The 17207-nt window shown below is 60.7% G+C and carries 13 protein-coding genes and 1 tRNA gene; 11 read left to right on the top strand and 3 right to left on the bottom strand.

The window, feature by feature from the left end:
- Positions 1–9 precede the first annotated feature (9 nt).
- The 8 genes from QP027_RS09030 to rdgB all read left to right on the top strand — a co-directional run bounded on the left by QP027_RS09030 (position 10) and on the right by rdgB (position 5966).
- Entirely contained in the window at positions 10–549 is a 540-nt protein-coding gene (locus QP027_RS09030) for a DUF2017 domain-containing protein (RefSeq protein ID WP_284824224.1), read from the top strand.
- Positions 549–1502, top strand: coding sequence for a P1 family peptidase (locus QP027_RS09025; protein WP_284824222.1), 954 nt, complete (start codon positions 549–551; stop codon positions 1500–1502). The genes QP027_RS09030 and QP027_RS09025 overlap by 1 nt, the downstream gene beginning before the upstream one ends.
- A 12-nt stretch (positions 1503–1514) precedes the next feature.
- Positions 1515–2243 carry a rhomboid family intramembrane serine protease gene (locus tag QP027_RS09020; RefSeq protein ID WP_284824220.1) on the top strand — a complete coding sequence of 243 codons (729 nt, stop codon included), beginning with the start codon at positions 1515–1517 and terminating at the stop codon, positions 2241–2243.
- A 210-nt stretch (positions 2244–2453) separates the two neighbouring features.
- Entirely contained in the window at positions 2454–2927 is a 474-nt protein-coding gene (locus QP027_RS09015; protein WP_284824218.1) for a MarR family winged helix-turn-helix transcriptional regulator, read from the top strand.
- A 10-nt stretch (positions 2928–2937) separates the two neighbouring features.
- On the top strand, positions 2938–3774 hold the full coding sequence (gene murI, locus QP027_RS09010) for a glutamate racemase (RefSeq protein WP_284824216.1): 837 nt from the start codon (positions 2938–2940) through the stop codon (positions 3772–3774).
- 60 nt (positions 3775–3834) lie between these two features.
- Positions 3835–4605 carry an MBL fold metallo-hydrolase gene (locus tag QP027_RS09005; RefSeq protein WP_284824215.1) on the top strand — a complete coding sequence of 257 codons (771 nt, stop codon included), beginning with the start codon at positions 3835–3837 and terminating at the stop codon, positions 4603–4605.
- Positions 4606–4632: 27 nt separating this feature from the next.
- A complete protein-coding gene (gene rph / locus QP027_RS09000; protein WP_284824213.1) occupies positions 4633–5364 on the top strand; it encodes a ribonuclease PH in 732 nt (243 codons plus the stop codon).
- Complete coding sequence (rdgB, locus tag QP027_RS08995; RefSeq protein ID WP_284824210.1) at positions 5358–5966, top strand: RdgB/HAM1 family non-canonical purine NTP pyrophosphatase; 609 nt, start codon at positions 5358–5360, stop codon at positions 5964–5966. The genes rph and rdgB overlap by 7 nt, the downstream gene beginning before the upstream one ends.
- Here the strand turns inward: rdgB and QP027_RS08990 are convergent.
- The gene (locus QP027_RS08990) at positions 5963–6337 is read right to left on the bottom strand and encodes a DUF3817 domain-containing protein (RefSeq protein ID WP_284824209.1); all 375 of its coding nucleotides are present in this window, start codon (positions 6335–6337) and stop codon (positions 5963–5965) included. The genes rdgB and QP027_RS08990 overlap by 4 nt on opposite strands.
- Positions 6338–6835: a hypothetical protein gene (locus QP027_RS08985; protein WP_432418588.1), complete on the bottom strand. Its 498-nt coding sequence runs from the start codon at positions 6833–6835 to the stop codon at positions 6338–6340. It lies immediately after the preceding gene.
- A gap of 88 nt (positions 6836–6923) precedes the next feature.
- Between QP027_RS08985 and QP027_RS08980 the strand changes: the two genes are divergently transcribed.
- Positions 6924–7005 (top strand) — tRNA-Leu (locus QP027_RS08980).
- A 154-nt stretch (positions 7006–7159) separates the two neighbouring features.
- Here the strand turns inward: QP027_RS08980 and QP027_RS12395 are convergent.
- Positions 7160–7348 (bottom strand): replication initiation protein, encoded by a 189-nt coding sequence (locus QP027_RS12395; protein WP_489886174.1) that lies wholly within the window; start codon positions 7346–7348, stop codon positions 7160–7162.
- A gap of 628 nt (positions 7349–7976) precedes the next feature.
- Here QP027_RS12395 and QP027_RS08970 point away from each other — a divergent pair.
- Both QP027_RS08970 and acpS read left to right on the top strand, forming a co-directional pair.
- Positions 7977–16772 carry a type I polyketide synthase gene (locus tag QP027_RS08970; protein WP_284824207.1) on the top strand — a complete coding sequence of 2932 codons (8796 nt, stop codon included), beginning with the start codon at positions 7977–7979 and terminating at the stop codon, positions 16770–16772.
- Positions 16772–17149, top strand: a complete 378-nt coding sequence (gene acpS / locus QP027_RS08965; RefSeq protein ID WP_284824205.1) for a holo-ACP synthase AcpS — start codon at positions 16772–16774, stop codon at positions 17147–17149. Before QP027_RS08970 ends, acpS begins: the two co-directional genes overlap by 1 nt.
- Positions 17150–17207 lie beyond the last annotated feature (58 nt).

The following is a 17207-nucleotide window of genomic DNA, read 5'->3' as shown; positions in this document are numbered from 1 at the left end:
GGGCTTTTAATGGAGGCGTGGCGCAGAAAAAAGGGACTCATGAGAGCCCCGAAGTTCACCACCATCTTTGATCCGATGGAACGTGAGGTCTTAGGCGACCTCACTGCAACAGTTGCCGAGGCGCTCATCCAGCGAGCGCAATCCGCCCCCAAAGACCCGTTGGCTGAGATGATCGACATGCCTACCGGCCACAAGGACGCTCCTGAAGATCCTTCGCTCGCACGGCTCCTGCCTGATTTTGAGCGCGAAGATGACGAGGAATTCGAGGGTGACCGCGCCATGCTGCGCAGTTTCCACGAAACCGACATCATTAAAGCCAAGCTGGAAAACCTGCAGTTAATCAACACGGTTCTTGGGCCGACTGGTGGCGTCGAAGTCACCCTCGACGAGGCTGAAGCTCACCAGTTCGTCGCGGCGCTCAATGACCTTCGCCTATATGTTGCAGCGGAAGAACACGGCGGCGAGGGCGCAGAGATGGACCGAAAGAACCTTGTCGAGTGGATGGGCTTTTGCCAGGAGAGCCTGCTCGAAGCTCTCATGGGGGCATAATGCAAGGCGCGCTTATCGACGTCCCCGGCCTCCGCGTCGGGCACGCCTCCCTCGGGGATACTGGAGTGACCGCTATTGTCTCCCACGACCCGCGAGGCATGGTGTGCGCGGTAGACGTTCGTGGAGGTGGCCCAGGTACTCGTGAGACCGACCTATTGGCACCACATAACACTGTCGAGCGGGTCCACGCAGTCATGCTGGCCGGAGGCTCTGCGTTTGGCCTTGCAGCAGCCGACGGAGCGATGTCCGCACTCGAAGAGCGAGGCATCGGTTTCCCCGTCTTAGGCGAAGAGGCTCCAGGACCCCGCGTACCGATTGTCCCGGCGGCCGTAATCTTCGACCTCATCGTGGGCGATCACAATCATCGGCCACAGCCGGTCGATGGGGCAGCAGCCATAAAGGCAGCGCTTGACGACGACCCCGACCGGTCGTCGGGAAGCGTCGGTGCAGGCTGCGGGGCAACCGCCGGGGTGCTGCGCGGTGGGTACGGCCAGGCTTCAGTTGTGGTGGGTGAATACACCGTAGCTGCTGGGGTAGTAGCGAACCCAGTGGGCAATGTCATCGACGAAAGCACGGGAGAATTCTTCGGCGCACCGGGAGAAGGCAAGGTGGACGCTGTGGCTTTTCAAAAGCTTGAGCGCCCGATGCCTAAGCTCAACACGACGATAGGTGTTATCGCAACGGATGCGCCTCTGCCGGTGGCACAGCTCCAACGACTGGCCATGACAGGCCATGACGGGCTGGCTCGGTCGGTGCGTCCGGCGCACTCCCCACTGGATGGGGACACACTTTTCTCCGTTTCCACGGCTGAAAACACCACGGCCGTGGATGTTGATCTGCTTTCTAGGCTATGCCAGGCGGCGGCAGACGTTGTGCAATTCGCAATCGTCGATGCAGTGCGCTCGGCCCGCGCGGACTTTGGCATTACAGCATGGCAGGAAATCGCACAGTAAACTCATCCTACGATGACTTACTTGCCACCTTCATACAACAATCCCAACATGCCTCAGGGGCCGCGCGAGCCGCAGGGGCCTACGCCTGGCGTGCCCTCGCGCAGCCCGGTTCCCAACACCGGTTACCCCGCCCAGCATGCAAAGAGCTACGGCGCCAAGACCGGCCTGCTCTATGCGGCCGGCTACGTCGTTGTGATTTGGACTGTCCACCTAGTCAACCTGATTTTTTATAACGGCCGCCTAATCGGTTACGGAATTCATCCGCTGGATCCCTCCGGGCTGCTGCATATTTTTACGTCACCCTTGTTGCACGGCAGCTTTGAGCATCTGATCTCAAATACCGTGCCGGGCGCGATCTTTTGCTTCATTATCGGCTTTTCTGGACATCGGGTCTTTTGGGAAGTCACGATGATCGCAATGATCGTTGGCGGGGTGGGCGTGTGGCTCTTTGGCGGTGTCGGCACCAACCACATCGGGGCTTCGGGCCTTGTCTACGGCTGGTTGGCGTACCTGTTGATACGCGGTATTTTTAATCGCTCTGGCCGACAAATCCTTTTGGGGCTTGGGTTGGGCTTTATTTACTCAGGTTTCGTCTGGGGAGTGCTTCCGGGCACGCCTGGGGTGAGTTGGCAGGCCCATCTTTTCGGTGCTTTGGGTGGTTTCGGGGCAGGTGTATTTATTACTTCCGACGACCCTCCTGCGCTGCGTGCTCGTCGTGACGCGAAGAAGTTGCAGCGGTAAATCTAAGTAATTTTCCGCATTAAAGTATATGCACCCCCATAATCCTGTCAGTTACCTGGGTAACTAAGAATATCTCGCTGGATATTCGAAATCTGAGGGGGTGGGGGGAAATGCATAAGTGCAGGTAGGTTGGGGTGCCGGGGGATAGTTTCCCGTGAACCTAAGTGTGTCTGAGTTTCTTTTCTTAGGTTGTTGCGTATTATAAAGACCATGACCGAGAATATGAATACCTGGTTGACCGAAGAAGAGAACAAGACGTGGGAAAATGTGTGGTCTTTCTACGTTGGATTGCCTTCTAAGTTGGACGCGCAGCTGAAGCGCGATGCTGGTATTAGTCACTTTGACTACTACGCAATGGCACAAATCTCCGAAACCGAAGAGGGCTCCCTACGAATGAGCGAGCTTGCTCAGGCAGCCGACATGTCCCTGTCCCACCTGTCGCGAGTGATCACCCGTCTGGAGAAGAAGGGGTTGGTGAAGCGCGTTCCGGATCCTAATGATGGCCGCTCTACCTTGGCTGAGCTCACCCCAGAAGGCTGGGAAGTTGTGCGCAAGGCAGCGCCGGGACACGTCTCTGAAGTCCGCCGTTTGGTGTTTGACAACCTCACTCCCGAGGAAACTCGCGCGATCAGTTCCGCAATGGCCAAGATCGTGAATGTCATGAACCCGGAGCACGCAGCGTAATATCAGCTGGGTGACTACACTTCGCAGTTCGAACATCGTCGACAACAATTCGCCCATTGGAGTTTTTGACTCCGGCGTAGGCGGGCTCACCGTAGCCCGTACGATCATGGACCAACTACCGGGTGAGTCCATTACATACATCGGTGATACCGCAAACGGGCCTTATGGCCCGTTGTCCATTGCGGAAGTAAGAAACCACGCCATGCGCATTGCCGACGACCTCGTCGAGCGTGGCTGCAAAATGCTGGTCATCGCCTGCAACACGGCGACGGCCGCTTTTTTGCATGATGCCCGCGAGCGCTATGAAATCCCCGTAGTCGAGGTCATCCGTCCCGCAGTCCGGCGTGCGATCACCACCACCCGTAACGGCAAGGTTGGTGTCATCGGCACTTCGGGAACCATCAACTCCGGTGCCTATCAGGACCTATTCTCCTTAAACCCGGGCATCGAAGTCACCGCCGCCGCGTGCCCAGTGTTCGTTGAATTCGTCGAACGCGGCATCACCTCTGGGCGCCAGATTCTCGGGATCGCCCAAGGATACGTCGAACCACTCCAGGCAGCTGGGGTAGATACATTAGTTCTCGGCTGCACCCACTATCCACTGCTGTCCGGCGTGATCCAGCTTGCGATTGGCGACGACGTCACCCTCGTCTCATCAGCCGAGGAAACCGCCAAAGACGTGCTCCGCGTTCTTACGGAATCAGACATGCTGGCCGATGAAGACCACAATCCGATCCTTACCTTTGAGGCTACGGGCGATCCGAAGGTGTTCGAACAGCTCTCCGCCCGCTTCCTTGGCCCGCGGGTCACACACGTGGAACACGTAGAACCACACGAAAGTTTGTAAGTTAAGGAATAATTGGAGACAAAATCTTTTTAGTCGAACAAGTAATGGGGCAGTGATCTTATGCAATTGACAATTCTTGGCTGTTCCGGTTCCCTCGCGGCTCCGGGCAATCCAGGTTCGTCGTACTTGGTCACTCTCGCTGATTCCACTTCCATCGTGATGGATTTGGGGCCGGGCTCCCTCGCTGCACTAGAAGGCGCACAGAATCCTTCTGACGCGCACGTCGTATTCAGTCATCTGCACGCAGACCACTGCTCAGACTTCATCTCGTTGCTGATCTGGCGCCAGTATCACCCTGAAATGGCTGCGCGCAGCCGCAACTTGATGTTCGGACCGACCTACGCGCCGGAACACTTCGGGCGCATGGGCGGTAACGGCCCGTCCGATATCATCGACTTCTCTGACACCCTAGCTTTCGGTCCATGGGTGCCACATCAAAAGGAGCTCCTCGGCTCCGCGACTATCACGCCGTTTCCGGTTCTCCATCCGGCGCAAGAGTCCTACGCGCTGCGCGTCGAAGAATCAAACACCGGAAAGGTGCTGACCTATTCCGGCGATACCGCGTACACTCAAGAGCTCGTCGACGCAGCACGCGGTGCAGACGTATTCCTGTGCGAAGCAGCATGGGGCCCAAGTAGCGAAGGCATGGCCCCAGATATGCACATGTCCGGCGGAGAAGCAGGCCGCGTCGCCCGAGAAGCAGGAGTCAACACCCTGGTCCTCGTCCACATTCAGCCATGGGCCGACAAGGAGGAGACTGCCGCTGCTGCCGCGAAGGAATTCGACGGCGACATCATCGTCGGCTACCCAGGACAGGTGCTCGACGTTTAGGTTCTCCCGGCAGGTACGCTGAGAACCATGACTGAATCTTTCCAGCGCGCCGATGGCCGCGAACTTGACCAACTCCGTGCCGTCCGCATCACACGTGGATTTACCGACAATCCCGCAGGCAGCGTCCTCGTCGAATTCGGCAACACACGAGTCATGTGCACCGCGAGTGTCGAAGAAGGCGTGCCCCGCTTCAAGCGCGATTCCGGCGAAGGCTGGCTGACCGCCGAATACGCCATGTTGCCATCAGCTACTCATGAGCGCATGCCGCGCGAATCCATGCGCGGTAAGGTCAAGGGCCGCACCCACGAGATTTCCCGCCTTGTAGGGCGAGCGCTGCGCGCCGCCGTTGATCTGTCGCAGCTTGGCGAGAACACCATCCAGCTCGATTGCGATGTCCTGCAGGCAGACGGCGGTACCCGCACCGCGTCGATAACCGGTGCGTACGTTGCGCTTGCCGACGCCATTGCAGTTCTGAAGGATCGTGGAGTTGTTCCAGGCGAGCCACTGTTGGATCCAGTCGCAGCGATCTCCGTTGGTATCGTCGACGGCAACGTGTGCCTCGACCTGCCATACGAAGAGGATTCTCGCGCAGAGGTCGACCTCAACGTGGTTATGAACGCCTCCGGCAACTTTGTTGAGATCCAGGGCACTGGCGAGAATGGCCTCTTCGGGCGCGACGAGCTCAATGACATGCTCGACGTAGCCCAGAAAGGGTGCTTTGAACTCATCGAGGCGCAAAAGGCAGCACTGGGATGGTAAAACTGCTCGTGGCCTCGGGGAACGCGAAGAAGCTCCTTGAGCTGGAGGCAGTACTCAAGGAATCGTCGATAAGCGGGGTCGAGCTTCTTTCGCTGAAAGACATCGCTCCCTATCCCGAACCTGTAGAAGACGGCCTTACTTTTGCCGAGAACGCCTTGATCAAAGCGCGCGCCGGTGTACGTGAGACCGGGCTAGCGTGCATTGCCGACGATTCCGGGCTGGCCGTCGAGGCATTGAACGGGATGCCGGGAGTGCTGTCGGCGCGTTGGTCGGGCAGGCACGGCGACGATCAGGCAAACAACGACCTGCTTCTGGCACAGATGTCTGACATTAAGCAGCGTGCGGCGGCTTTTGTGTCGTGTTGTGCGCTGGTGACTCCAACCGGTGAAGCATTCACCGCCGAGGGACGCTGGGAGGGTACTGTGTTGCCCGAACCTCGTGGCGAAAACGGTTTCGGTTACGACCCGCTTTTTGAGCCGGAGGACGCACCTGGTCGCTCGAGTGCCGAACTAACGCCGGAAGAGAAAAACGCCCGCTCCCATCGGGGGCAGGCGCTTCGTCGATTAGCTCCGCATATTGCGCAGCTGGCAGCAGGCGCTTAGGCGGCGTTGAGCTGGAACTTCTCGGTGACTTCGTCGCGACGCCACTTCTCAACAAAGAAGGACAGAAGTGGCACCACGCCGGCGATGACGGTGACGATCCACTGTGGCATAGACCAGCGCGCCTTGAGACCCAAGTTCAGTGCCGCAATGAAGAACGCCAGGTAGCACCAGCCGTGGACGATCGCGACCCAGCCGAGCATCGAGACGTCCATATGCAACAGGTACTGCATGACCATGCGTACGACGAGAAGCAGCAGCATGATGCCCGTAATCCACGCGGTAATCGAGAAGAAGGTCAAAGCCTGCTTTACGCGACGTTTGCGTTCGGGGTGGATCTGCTTCGGTGCTGAAGGGGAGGATGGGGTAGTCATCTAATCACTTTCTACATCTCGGGGGCGCTGGCGACGAGGCTTGTTAAGTTCGTTGAATTCGTCGATATCTAGTTCGGGGCGACTCGGCAAGAAATCCTCGTCGATCTCGGTGATTTCCGGTTCGCTGTTGTCGCCGGTGGCATCACCGTATTTGGCAAGGTCAGCTTGGTAGAGGTAGTCCAAATCATCCACGGCATTTTCTGCGTCGATCTTCTCATTCTCCATCTTGATACCCATGCGGTAGGCATAGACGAAAAAGAAACCAAACAATGGCCACTGTAGGGCATAGCCAAGATTCTGAAAGGTGCCGGTGCCGGACTGGAAGCGAGTCCACTGCCACCAGGCCAGAAGGATCGTGCACACCACAGCGACTGCCAGGAGGATGACGTGCCAGGCCCTGACCTTGATCCGCTTCCTCTTGTGCGGTGCGGAGCCAGGGGAGTGCGTCTCGTCCTCAAGATTGTGTAAATCGCCTTGATTGTCAGTTACCTCGCTCACGACAAATGAGTCTAGCAAGTCCATCGAAAGTTTGAACAATACCCACGATTTTGTACTGAGCGATTCGTAGGTAAAATAGTTCGGGCGCGGGCTTGTGGCGGAATTGGCAGACGCGCTGGATTTAGGTTCCAGTGTCTACGGACGTGAGAGTTCAAGTCTCTCCAGGCCCACCGAGCGAAAGGCCCCCTACCAGTAGGTAGGGGGCCTTTTTCTTGCTCCTTTTGCTCGTGGAGTACAAGTCGGGACGAGCATTGCGCAAATCCGTTCGGCTGGTGGTACGGATTTGCGCAATGCTCGCTCAGACACACCTGGGCCTTGGAATGGTTAGCGTGGACACGTGCGATGTCTCCACCCATCCCGGTCCCACAGAGCCCGTACAAGCGCATCTGGGTGGTCAATATCGACGACTAGGAGGTTGCTCACCGCGTCCGGGTTCGCTTCGACGTATCGCTTGCCCATCGCCTTCGTGCGACTGGTGCGGTAGATACCGTTGCGCAGCTCGTCGCTCGCCAGTGGCCATAGGGGCGGCCATGTCCAGGATTTCGGCTCGATCGAAGACTGCCTTTTGTCCAGTTACATCAATAACTGCGATGGTTCGGTCGGGACTTGGTGATAATCCATTTGTGGATTGACCTGGCGATATGGTCAACCCCGGTGGTCGGCAGCGGCTCTATGAACATCTCGACGTTGATCGCTTGTGCCGCAGTTACGGCCTAAGCCGACCGGGTTTTTACGCCTGGTTTGCTTCCGGGACTTCGGTGGCATGAAGCTAGTTTCGTCAAGCCAGAACGCGAGTTTGTCCAACGAGGAGAGATGGTCAGTGGCCCAGTGACTATCCCAGTGCTCGGGGTTCTTTGTTGTCGGGCCGGAGTAGCCACGGTCATCGTCGACGCTGCGGCGTAGTCCCTCGGTGCGGGCAAGGGTGCCTGGGGCGCCCACACGGCGTGTGCGTGGCCGTTAGACGGGTTTTAACCACCGCGTTAGGTGTACTTACCGTCAAGTTTGGGTGGCGAAATGACCGGACGGTGTCCGACAGAGTAGAATTCTGCCTCACGAGCAAAAGGTGACGCTTTCCTCATGATTGTGTGGGGAGTCAACCGTCGTAAGTCCCCGATCCACTGTTAGTAGGAGCCCTCACACTGTGACTATTACGAGCATTTACTCAGGTCAAGAACGTTTGATTAGCCGGCTTGGGAATGGAGATCAGAAAGAGGGCTTCGCGCTGTCGTTCTCTGGCCAAGGGTATGACTGGCTGGGCACGCTGCGGACTACTCTCGCGGCCGGTGTCGCACCGGCCTTGAACGCAATTGTCGACGAAGCCTCCGCGCAGTTAGCCCCACTAGAGAACTCACTCGCGCCTTACCGTCCCTACGGGTTCCAGCCGATTGCGTGGGCGGAATCGTCGGAAAGCCCAGCGTTTGATGCCTTTGATGCAGCCGTAAGCGTGCCGGGCATCTTGATTGCGCAGCTTGCGGTCTTGGAATCGGCGCAGCAACAGGGGCTGGATGTGAGCCAGCGTGTGGCGGCAATTGGGCATTCTCAAGGCGTACTTGGTGTCGCGGCGTTGGAGAATGATCCAGCGACTGTGCTTGCCATTGCGCAGCTGATCGGTGCAGCGATCACTCGTACGGGTCGGATGGCCGGTTTGGTCCGCGACCACGATTCCAGCCCGATGATGGCGCTGGCCAAGGTTACCGAGGTACAAGTTGTGCAGGCCCTAGCAGGCACCAACGCGGTGATTGGGCTACGCAATTCTCGCGATTCCTTTGTCGTATGCGGCGCTCCGGCAGAGCTGGAAATGGTCGCGGCGCGGCTTGAGGGCGCTTCGGCCAAAGACAGGAAGGCCGTAGAAAACAAGGAGCGTGGTGGCCTCCCGTTTGCGCCGATTATCAATCCATTGTCGGTGCAGGCTGCATTCCACCACCCGGCGATGCAGCCGGCGGTAGAACAGGTCGTTGAGTGGGCTGAGCAAGTAGGCATCGACGCCGATCTGGCGCGCGACCTCGCGGAGCATGTCTTGACCGAAAGTATCGATTGGCTTGCGGAAACTCGCCAGCTCGCGGACCAGAATGTGCGCTGGGTGCTGGAGATCGGACCATCCGGTGGCGTGGCTAAGCTCACTCGCGCCAACGTCGCTGGCCTCGGCATCGGTGTGCTGACGATCTGCGATAACGAAGGCCAAGCACAGCTTTTCGACGTCGGCCTCGCCCCCCAGACTCCTGGGAAGTATGAAAAGTACCAGCCGGTCGTCGTCAAGCGTGGCGAGAGCACCCGCTTGTCGACGCGCCTGACCGAGGTCACGGGGCGCAGCCCGATCATGCTCGCGGGAATGACTCCGAGCACTGTTGACCCCGAGATTGTGGCAGCAGCGGCTAATGCCGGCCACTGGGCGGAACTCGCCGGAGGCGGCCAAGTCACCGACCAGATCCTTGAGGAAAACCTGCAGCGCTTGGCCGACATGCTCGAGCCAGGCGTCAACGCGCAGTTCAACTCAATGTTCTTAAACCCTCAACAGTGGCGCAGCCAGATCGAAGGCAAGCGATTAGTCCCGCGTGCCCGGGCCAACGGCGCCCCGATTGATGGCGTTGTGGTCTCCGCAGGTTTCCCACCGCACGATGAAGCTGTCGCGCTCGTGGAATCTCTCCGCGCTGAAGGTATCCCATGGGTGGCGTTCAAGCCGGGTGCGATCAGCCAGATCCGCAAGGCCTTCAAGCTTGCCGACGCCCTGCCGGATACTCCGATTATCATGCAGGTCGAAGGCGGCAAGGCAGGCGGGCACCACTCGTGGGAGGACTTGGACGAACTCCTCATTGCCACCTACGAGGAGGCTCGTCAACGCGACAACATCATTTTGGCCGTGGGTGGCGGCATCGGGTCGCCGGAAATCGCCGCGCAGTATCTCACCGGTGAGTGGGCGAAGAAGCACGACCTGCCGGCGATGCCCGTCGACGGCATCCTCGTGGGTACCGCAGCAATGGCGACCAAGGAATCAACCGCCAGCGAATCTGTCAAGCGGCTCCTTGTGGAAACCAAGGGCATTGAAGGCTGGGTCGGCGCGGGTGAGGGTCGTGACGGGATGGCATCCGGTCGTTCCCAGCTCGGCGCGGACCTCTACGAGATTGACAATGCGTGGGCGCGCGCCGGCCGTATCCTGGACGAGGTTGCTGGGGACCAGGAGCTCGTCGAAAAGCGTCGCGACGACATCATCGAAGCGATCTCCCACACCTGCAAGCCATATTTCGGCGACACTCAGTCCATGACCTACGAGGCGTGGCTGCGTCGCTACGCTGAACTCGCCGCGCCGTGGGTGGACATCACGTGGTTCACGCGCTTTGCCGAGATGCTCACCCGCGCCGAAGCCCGCCTCATCGACCAAGACCACGGCGAATTTGCTCCGGTCATCGCCGCAACCTTCGACGACGACCCTGCCGCGCTTATCGACGCGCTCGTTACCGCATACCCAGCCGCGGCAACCGACCTCCTTCACCCAGCCGACCGCGACTGGTTTGTTCGACTCTGCCTACGCCCGGGCAAGCCGGTTCCATTTGTGCCGGTCATCGACAAGGACGTCCGCCGCACGTGGCGCAGCGACTCGCTGTGGCAAGCTCACGACGAACGATACGATGCCGACGAAGTCTGCATCATCCCGGGCATCGTCGCTGTCAGCGGCATCGAGCGCGCCAACGAACCCGTCGCGGAACTACTCGGACGATTCGAGCAGGCGGGCATCGAGGCTGTGAGCACCGAGCCGCTTATCGACGACTCCACCGCCTCCCAACGCATCCTCCGCGCGCCGGGAATCAACTGGGTAGGACGCGAACAGACCAACCTTGTCGCTCGCCTTGGCGATTCCGACTACCAGCTGGTCGATATCGACCAGACCACCGCGGAGCTTGTGGTCAACGTGGGCCAGACTGACCTGGCCATCCGCATTACCGCTCCTGTGGATCCAGCGCTGAGCCCATATGTCACGCAAGAAGACGCTGAACAGGCGATGCTCGAACTCACCCGCGTTGCCGCTGGTGGGGAACTAGCGCCAGTTACTGATGGCATCGCTACCTGGACTGTTCCACTGACCACTGCTGATCGCGCCGACTACGACAATGTCACCGCCGGCTACCTGCCGGGTGCGCGTGGGGGAGCGCCGGACGTGCTCGTCGGCAAGGCATGGCCTGCAGTATTTGCAGCCGTGGCGGATGCGAAGATCCCGGGGACCGAAGCACTGGTCGTTGAAGGCATGCTTTCGTTGGTTCATTTAGAGCACCACGTGACCATGTTGGCACCTTTGCCTAGCGACGACGTCACCTTGACGATCACAGCCCATACCGACGAGGTAGCCGATACGGATCTCGGCCGCCTTGTCATCGTGCGCGCCGAAATCACCGCCGACGGCGAAGACTTGGCGACACTGTCCGAGCGCTTTGCTATCCGCGGTCGTGCTGGTAAGACCACCGCACGCACGAACACCTCGGCGCTGCCGAGCGTGGTGGATACCCCTCGTTCGCATCGCGGTTATGCGCGGGTTATCACGCCGGAATCAATGGTGCCGTTTGCAGTGGTGTCTGGTGACCGCAACCCGATTCACGTTTCTGACAACGCGGCGCGGCTTGCCGGCCTCGATGGCGGCGTGATCGTGCACGGGATGTGGACTTCGGCGATTGGTCAGCTCATGGCCGCACAAGCCGGGGGAGAGGTAGTCGAGTACACCGCCACGATGCTCGCGATGATCCTGCCTGGTCAAGAGGTCGAGATCGATGTCGAGCGCACTGGTATCGACAACCGCGCGGGCCGCGGGGAGGTCCGCACCGTAACGGTGACCGCTGATGGTCAGCTCGCGGTGACGGCCACCGCCGTGATGCGCGAGAAGACAACTTTCTACGGCTTCCCAGGCCAAGGTATCCAGTCACAGGGGATGGGCATGGAGGCCTACGCGTCCTCGGCAGCTGCCCGTAAAGTCTGGGACCGCGCCGATCAACACACCCGCGAGAAGCTGGGCTTTTCCATCCTGGAGATCGTGCGCAATAACCCACACGAGGTTGTTGTCGATGGCGAAAAGTTCCATCACCCGGACGGCGCGCTCTTCCTCACCCAGTTCACCCAAGTGGCGATGGCAACCCTGGGCTGTGCGCAGATCGCTGAAATGCGCGAAGCCGGTGTGCTCAACGAGCAGGCGTACTTCGCGGGCCACTCTGTAGGCGAGTACAACGCGCTCGCCGCGTACGCCGAAGTGCTCTCGTTGGAAGGCGTCGTGGAGATTGTCTACCGACGTGGACTTACCATGCACCGCCTAGTCGAACGCGACCTTGATGGCACCTCCAACTATGCGCTCGCTGCCCTGCGCCCGTACAAGATGGGGCTTTCCGGCGCAGATGTCGAAGAGTACATCTCCGAGCTCTCACAGGCCACGGGCGAGTTCTTAGAGATCGTCAACTACAACATCGACGGCCGCCAGTACGCCGTCGCTGGAACCTTGGCCGGTTTGCGTGCCCTCGCAGCCGACGCGGAGCGTCGTGGCCCTGGCCAGCGCGCACTCGTGATGATCCCGGGCATCGACGTGCCATTCCACTCCTCCAGACTCCTCGGCGGTGTGGACGACTTCCGCGCGCACCTGGACTCCCTGATCCCAGCGGAGTTCAACCTTGACGTTCTTGACGGACACTACATCCCAAACCTTGTGGCCCGCCCGTTCGAACTCACACAGGACTTCGTTGCAGCTATCGCCGAGGTCGTTGAGTCTCCCTATATCGCAGAGATTCTCGCTGACTTTGACGCGGCCGCACAAGACCGCATGAAGCTCGGCCGCACAGTGCTAATCGAGCTGCTCGCATGGCAGTTTGCTTCTCCGGTGCGTTGGATCGAGACCCAAGAGCTGCTGCTCACTGCCCTTGGCATCGAATCCTTCGTCGAGGTGGGCGTTGGTGCTTCGCCGACCCTGGCCAACATGCTGGGCCAAACCCTGTTGTTGCCAAAATTCCGCGGCGCCGAATTGTCCGTGCTCAACCTCGAACGCGATCGTGCACTGGTGTTCGCCACCGACGAGGTTGTCCGCGAGGTCGAAGAACTTGTCGACGATTCTCCTGCCGAAGTAGTCCAAGCCGTCAACCCAGCCCCAACCGAGCAACCAGCCCCTGCGCCCGTGTCCTCGGGAAGCGGTGAACGCCCGGCCGACATCGCGTTCACCCCAGCTGATGCCACTGAAATGCTGGTGAGCGTGTGGACCAAGGTCCGCCCAGATCAGATGGGCACCACCGACTCCATCGAGACGTTGGTGGAAGGCGTGTCGTCGCGACGCAACCAGTTGCTGCTGGACCTTGGCGTCGAATTCGGTCTGGGCGCGATCGATGGTGCCGCCGACGCAGCCCTCGACGAGCTAAAAGCCACCGTGACCAAGATGGCCAAGGGCTACAAGGCCTTCGGGCCTGTGCTCGGTGACTCCGTAGCAGACGCGCTGCGCCGTATCACCGGCCCGACCGGGAAGAAACCGGCCTACATCGCCGAGCGCGTAACCAACGCGTGGCAGCTCGGCCAAGGCTGGGCTGACCACGTCACCGCGGCGATTGTCATGGGTACCCGCGAGGGCGCATCGCTGCGGGGAGGTGAGCTTGCTACCCTGCCTGAGGCCTCCACCGCCGCAGAACTCGACGCACTGATCGATGCCGCGGTGCAGTCCGTGGCTCAATCCCGTGGCATCTCCGTCGCTCTGCCTTCCGCTGGTGGTGCGGCTGGCGGAGTGGTTGACTCCGCCGCCCTCGGTGAATTCGCCGAGCAGCTCACCGGTGAAGCAGGCGTGCTTGCCGAAACTGCCCGTGAACTGCTGCGACGCCTAGGCCATGAGCACATCGTGGCGGAATCCTTCGACGAACCCGAGCAGGATCTCATGGAGCTTGTGACGCGCGAGCTCGGCTCCGATTGGCCTCGACAGGTAGCGCCAAGCTTCGACGCTCACCAAGCAGTGCTTCTCGACGACCGGTGGGCCTCAGCCCGCGAAGACATCGCACGCGGTCTCGACATCGACATCACCGGTGCCGGCGAGGAAGCAGCTCGCATCGCTGAGTTCTTTGGCAACACCACGCAGGCCGACCAGGCCCGCGACATGGACCCACTCGAGTTCGCTGACGACATCGCCGTGGTCACCGGCGCTTCCCCCAACGGCATTGGCGCAGCGGTCACCGGCCAACTTCTCGCAGGTGGCGCGACTGTCATCGTGACCACCTCGCACCTAGGCCACAAGCGCCTTGAGTTCTACAAGGACCTCTACCGTACCCACGCCCGCGGCAACGCTGCGCTGTGGGTTGTGCCGGCGAATCTTAGCGCGATGCATGACCTTGACCAGCTGATCGAGTGGATCGGCGCGGAGCAATCCGCCACTGTGGGTGGCGCGAAGAAGGTAACAAAGCCCGCGATGGTGCCGACACTGCTGTTCCCGTTCGCTGCTCCGCGCGTCACGGGCACCCTTGCTGACGCTGGCCCGAGCGCCGAATCTCAGATGCGCTTGCTGCTGTGGGCAGTGGAGCGTCTCATTGCCGGACTATCTCAACTTGGTGTTGATACGCATGTGGGCAATCGCCTCCACGTTGTCCTGCCGGGTAGCCCGAACCGCGGTCGCTTTGGTGGCGACGGCGCTTATGGCGAAGCCAAGGCAGCCCTGGACGCGATGGTGACCCGTTGGCACGCCGAGCCGGTCTGGGGCGATCGCACCAGTGTGGTCCATGCACTAATCGGCTGGGTGCGTGGCACCGGATTGATGGGTGGCAATGACCCGCTCGTTGATGCCGTCGAGGCGAAGGGCGTGACCACTTACTCCACCGAAGAGATGGCACAGCTGCTCATCAGCCAAGCCGCCGCCGAGGTCCGGGCCCAGGCGGCCGAGTCCCCGGTCACCGCTGATTTCACCGGCGGACTGGGGCAGGCTGACATCAACCTCCCTGAACTGGCGCGAGAATTGCAGGGCGGGGGCATCGTCGACAAGCTTGACGACGAGCCCGCGACCGCGCAGGCTCTGCCGACCCCGTATAAGCGCATCGAGTGGACGAAGCCGGACTTCGACGTCACGATCGACCCGAAGGACATGGTTGTCATTGTTGGCGCCGCGGAGATCGGACCGTATGGATCGTCGCGCACTCGCTTCGACGTGGAACTCTCCGGCGATCTCACCGCCGCAGGGGTGACCGAGTTGGCTTGGTCCATGGGGCTGATCGCCTACGAGGACGGCCAGTGGGTCGATGCCGAGGGCAACGACGTGGCCGAAGAGGACATTTTTGAAAAGTACCACGACGAGGTGCTGGCGCGCGTGGGCGTGCGACGCTTCCACGATGACTTCCACATGGTAGACAACCTTGCGCCTGAGCTGACCACCATCTACTTAGAGCACGACATGAGCTTCACGGTGGGAGATCGGGAAACGGCGCGTTCGTTTGTCGAATCCGATCCAGAACACACCGTGGCATCTTTCGATGGTGCGGAGTGGACAGTGACTCGCAAGGCCGGTACCCCGGTGCGGGTGCCTCGTCGCGTGGCGATGACCAGGTTTGTCGGCGGGCAGATCCCAGAGGATTTCGATCCGGCTCTGTGGGGCATCCCGGCTGACATGATTGACAACCTGGATCGTGTTGCGCAGTGGAACCTGATCGCCACCGTGGATGCGTTCTTGAGCTCCGGATTTAGCCCCGCTGAACTGCTGGGCAGCGTGCATCCGGCGCGTGTTTCCTCCACGATGGGTACCGGTATGGGCGGCGTCGAGTCGCTGCGTGCGCTCTACATTGACGGGCTGCTTGCGGAGCCTCGCCCGAACGACATCCTCCAAGAGTCGCTGCCCAACGTTGTCGCGGCCCACGTCATGCAGGACTATGTCGGTGGTTATGGCCAAATGATCCACCCGGTTGCCGCTTGTGCAACCGCGGCGGTGTCGGTGGAAGAGGGCATGGACAAGATCCGGCTGGGCAAGGCCGACGTGGTTGTGGCCGGCGGTATCGACGACCTCTCCATCGAAGGCATCACTGGCTTCGGCGACATGGCCGCTACGGCCGATTCCGCCGAGATGGAGGCCAAGGGCATCGAGCACCGCTTCTTCTCCCGCGCGAACGATCGTCGCCGGGGAGGCTTTGTCGAGTCGGAGGGCGGCGGTGTGCTGATCCTCGCGCGTGGTTCCGTCGCCTACGAGCTTGGCCTGCCTGTCCTGGGCGTGGTCGGGTTTGCGGAGTCGTTCGCTGATGGCGCGCACACCTCGATCCCTGCCCCAGGTCTGGGCGCGCTGTCCGCAGCACGCGGCGGGGTGGACTCGCGTCTTGCTACCGCTTTGCGCGAGCTGGACGTCACGCCCGACGAAATCGCAATTGTCTCCAAGCACGACACCTCCACCAATGCTAACGATCCGAACGAGTCTGACCTGCACGAACGCATCGCAGCGTCCCTGGGGCGTGCCGCTGGCAACCCCTTGTATGTAATCTCGCAGAAGACGCTCACCGGGCACGCCAAGGGTGGTGCTGCGGCGTTCCAGCTGGTGGGGCTGACCCAGGTGCTGCGCTCAGGGATGATTCCGGCGAACCGCTCGCTCGACTGTGTTGACCCTGCGCTGCGTGAGGACTCCCACATGGTCTGGCTGCGTTCTCCGCTCGCCTGCGAAGCGAAGGCCGGCCTAGTCACTTCGTTGGGCTTCGGCCACGTGTCGGCGCTGGTTGCAGTGGTGCACCCAGAGGCGTTTGTTGCGGCGTTGCGCTCTGCGGGGCTCGACGCAGACAGGTGGCTGGCGGAGTCGTCGGTACGCGAAACAGCTGGCTTGGCGCGGATCAATGATGCCATCCACGGCGGCCCGGCGCCTTACGAGCGTCCCGCCGACCGCAACCTTGGCCACGGCGGCAAGGAGCTCGAGGCAGCAGTGCTTCTCGACGACTCCGCCCGCCTAGTCAACGGCGTGCTGAAGCCGGGAGTTGCTGAGTAATGCATATCGGCGTAGATCTGGTCTGCATCTCCGACTTCCGGACGCAGCTCGAGGTGCCCGGATCGACCTTTGAGCAGGTCTTCACCTCGCGTGAGTTGCGCGTGGCAGGGGGAAAACCGGATCGCGCCGAGCACCTCGCGGGGCGATGGGCTGCGAAAGAGGCGTTTATTAAGGCTTGGTCGCAGTCGCTTTACGGGCTGCCGCCGGTGATTGAACCGGATCGGGTGGATTTCGCGGAGATCGAAGTGGTCGCTGACCGGTTCGGGCGTGTCGCAGTGCAGTTGCATGGTGCGGTGGCTGCGGTGGCTCCGGTGGCGCAGTCGCTTTCCATTAGCCACGACGGTGATTACGCCATGGCGACTTGTTTGGTGATGTAGGCGAGGGGCTCGTCGTCAAGCGCACAATGGTTACCGTTTATTGGGTGGCAGCAGAGCT

Origin of the sequence: Corynebacterium breve (assembly GCF_030252165.1) — a bacterium.
Taxonomy (GTDB): Bacteria; Actinomycetota; Actinomycetes; order Mycobacteriales; family Mycobacteriaceae; genus Corynebacterium; species Corynebacterium breve.
This window is presented reverse-complemented; position numbering and strand designations above follow the sequence as displayed.